The organism is Campylobacter sp. BCW_6463 (assembly GCF_001762785.1).
GTDB lineage: Bacteria > Campylobacterota > Campylobacteria > Campylobacterales > Campylobacteraceae > Campylobacter_D > Campylobacter_D jejuni.
On record NZ_MJXL01000075.1, the window covers coordinates 1 to 3,759 of the forward strand.

At 30.6% G+C, this 3,759-nt stretch carries 2 protein-coding genes; both read left to right on the forward strand.

Features of this window, described 5'->3' with window-relative positions; all coding sequences use genetic code 11:
• Nucleotides 1-95: 95 nt before the first annotated feature.
• Nucleotides 96-899 carry a hypothetical protein gene (locus AJ884_RS08115; protein WP_070233291.1) on the forward strand — a complete coding sequence of 268 codons (804 nt, stop codon included), beginning with the start codon at nt 96-98 and terminating at the stop codon, nt 897-899.
• A 342-nt stretch (nt 900-1,241) separates the two neighbouring features.
• Nucleotides 1,242-3,759: conjugal transfer protein TraG N-terminal domain-containing protein (locus AJ884_RS08120; protein ID WP_148123917.1), on the forward strand; the 2,518-nt coding region annotated here is incomplete at its 3' end.

Genomic DNA, 3,759 nt, shown 5'->3' on the forward strand with positions numbered 1-3,759 from the left:
TAGATATAATTTTCCGCAAGAACTTCGAGCTAAAATACTAGCTTATGCTAAAGAGCATAATATAAAAGAGTAAACCACAAAAGAAAGGAAAAACAATGCAAAAAATACTTCAAATCGATTTAGAAAAAAGAAAAGCTTTAGAGAATTTCAAAAATCTAGCTTTATTAGGATTAGGTGGAACAATGCTTTTAAATTTAAAAGAACAAGCTTTGGATTTTACTCAAGAATTAACTTATATAAATACTTATGATAAGTATTTAAATTTAAAGCTTGATTCTTTTTATATCCCTTCTACACTTTTATCTTTGCTTCAATTAACTCAAAAAAGCAAAGAAGCTTTTTATATCAATGTTTTAATCAATAGCGATACACATTATAAAAATCCTTTATTACAATATGCTATTACCCAAAAACAAGAACAAGAAAATATCGTTTATGCTTTAAAAAATAATGAAAATATTAATGCTTCTTTTGCAAATCTTAATGCTTTAAAATTAGCCTTAGAAGAAAAGAATTTTTATCTTAATTTTATAGATTTAAACAGCAAAGAAAGTCTTTTAAGTTTTTATAATCAAATAATAAGCAATAATCATTTTAGAAATTATTTTTATTTTAAAGATAATCAATTTTTTATTAAAAAAGATATAAAAAATAAAATTTTATTTCATAGTATTCACTCTTCTTCTATTATAAGTAATTATCTTAGATTGTTAAATGATTTTAATACTTTAAGCAAGATAGAACTCATAAATATATTAGAAAGTTTAAGTTTATACAATCTTTCAACTTTAATACAAACTATGCAAACTATACAATCAAAAAATGAATATAACTCAAAAGACTTTGATAAAGATAGTATCTTTTTATCTAATATGATTATGAATGTGAGATTGAAGTAAAAAGATAGTAGATTTGGTAAATTTAAATCTTGTTAAGTTTATTATTTAGTTCAAATAAAAAATATAAAAAAATATAGAAATTCAATAGAAGAAGAGAAGCTTAGTTAAAAGTTTGTTTGGTTAAGCCAAAGGGAAAATTATAGCTCCCCTTAAAAAAAGGGGAAATCAAGTGTTAATAACACTTGACTATAATTATACAAAGTAGTATAATTATTACTATAATTTTATTGGACAATTTAATCACCGCCTTTCTAGGTTATGATTAATGCCAAAGGTAGCCGCCTTTGGCATCTACCTTTTATAATTATACCAAACAAACTCTTTAACTTCTTAAAACAGTCCATGAAAAGATTTTACTTTTTATTCTTTAGCACTTTGTTTTTTGCACCTTCATTTTTATTTGGTGCAACTGAAATAGCTAATAGCAATTTAATTTATACTTGGGGTTATGGCGATGTGATGAATGAAATCATGCAAGCTGTTAAAGGTATAACCACTGAAACAAGTTATATCGTTAATGCAGCCTTAGCTATCTCATTATTGCTTTTTAGTATCAAAAAAGCAATGGATGGACAAACAAATCCTGTGTTTGAATTTGGAAAAATGTTTATACTTTTTGCTGTAGTGTGGCAGATGTTTTTAAGGGCGCCAAATGACAATAATCACCGCTTCATGATTCACGATGAAGTAACAAGTAAAGATTATGTCATTTCTCAAATTCCTATAGGCATAGGAAAAAGCTTTGCATTAATGACACAATTTGAGAAGGTTATCCTAGAAGCTATGGAAAAACATTTTTCAACTCCACAATCTACAAATTTCTCTAACGCAGGTTTAGGTTTTTCACTTCAAGTGATGAGTACTTTACCAAGCGTAAAGCTTTCGGCTATTGATGCAACTTTGCAAAAAAATATTGATTTTTATTTTAGAAACTGCGTTTCAGTAGGTATCTTGCTTAATCAACAAGGTAGAAATCTTTTTCAAAACTCTGATAATTTAATGCAAGATCTTTTCACAAACATAGGCAATGGCTCTCAGCTTACTCCTTTGTTTAAAAATAACAATAATGTTGAAGAACAAAGTGTTGTACCTTGTTCTGATGCAGGTCCTCAAATCGTTGAAATGATTCAAAACGATACAGATGAAGCTATGAAGATTCATGCTGCTTTGCTTGGTATGGTAGATGATATGACAAATTATGAGCAAAAGTTCTTAGGCGCTGCACAAATCTATAACGAACAAGCTGTAAGTGCTAGATCTTATTTACAGCAATCCATGATAATGCTTGCTTCTCAAGATGCAATCATTAATACCGCTAAATCAGTAGGATTAAATCCTGCTTCTGTGGCTGCAAATACTGCTTATGCGGATCAGCAATTTTATGCAAGTATGCAAGCACAAGGACACATGGCGCAAACTTATTTGCCTTTAGCTAAAGCTTATTTAACAGCTATTATCATAGGTTTATCTTGGCTTGTTGCTTTGCTTTCTATTGTATTTGGCTCTTACGCACATATTAAGATGTTTTTTACTCTATGTATTTGGATAGTGCTTTGGACTCCTATTCTTTGTATTATTAACTATCTAAATGATTATAATCTTATGAAAGTTGCACAAGTAATAACAGGTGGAAAAGCAGCTTTAAGCTTAGGAGATAACATGCTTATATTCAAAGAAGTAGCAAATAGATCAAATTTCATGAATTATCTTGTAATGAGTACTCCTGTTTTAGCTTATGCAATTGCTAAAGCAAGTGAGCAAGGATTTATAACTTTTGCTTCTGGATTATCTCAAGCTCTAACAGGTGCTTCAAGAGCTGCTGGAAGCTTTGCAAATCAGCAAGCCTTATCTACACAAACTAGCATTGCTGCTCCTAGAGGAGATGAAGTTTGGGCTGTGGGTGCAGGTTATAATACTCTTCAATCTTCGTTTGGTGCAGGTGGTAGAAGTTTTATGGGAACAAGAGATATGCAACATGGTGGCGAATTAGTTAAAGATAATATGACTGGAAGTTCCGCTGTAATCAATGCTAATGGTTCTATAGGTAATGCTTCTATTAAAGGATTAAATGCGGGTATGACTGCAAGCAATTTAGAAACAAGAGCGCACGCTCTAAGTGATGCGATTCAAAATTCTAACCTATCTCAAAGAGCTTTAGAAGTTGCTAGCGGAAAAGGAGATAGCTTAGCCTTATCAGAAAACGATAGAAGTGCTATTGCTAATGCAACGCAACATGCTTTAGCTAATGCTTATTCTAAAGCAACAGGTGTGGATGTATCGCAAGCTTATCAAGATGTGATGGAAGGAAAAATTGGTGGTAGTCTTGGATTTAGAAAAGGTAAAAATGCTTATATAGATATTAATATAGGAGGTAGTTTATCTACAAATTCAATAGAATCTGAAGGTTGGTATCAAAATCTAAGCAAAAATCAACAAGAAACCTTTAATAAAACCTTTAACGAAAGTATTTCTAATGAAATTAGCAAAAATAGAGATGCAAGTGCTTCATTTAATAACCTTCTTAAAACAGGAAATGTTACAAATTCTGCTAGCATCAAAAGTTCTATGGATAGCTATAATGAAGCTAAAACACTTAATAATTCAGTGGGTTATGATGGCGGATCATCTATCGTTCAAGGTTATATCAATGAAAATTATGGTGGCGTAGTTAATAAAGAAAATGTGGCTTCTGCTGTGAATGCTGTTGAAAATATGGCTGCAAGGGGAGATATGCAAGGATTATCACACTATGCAGGAGTAAACTCTAATGTCAATTCAAATGGATTACACGAGCAAACAAAACATAATTATTATGATCCAAGAGGTGTTATGACTGATCACAATAAAGCCATAGACGATT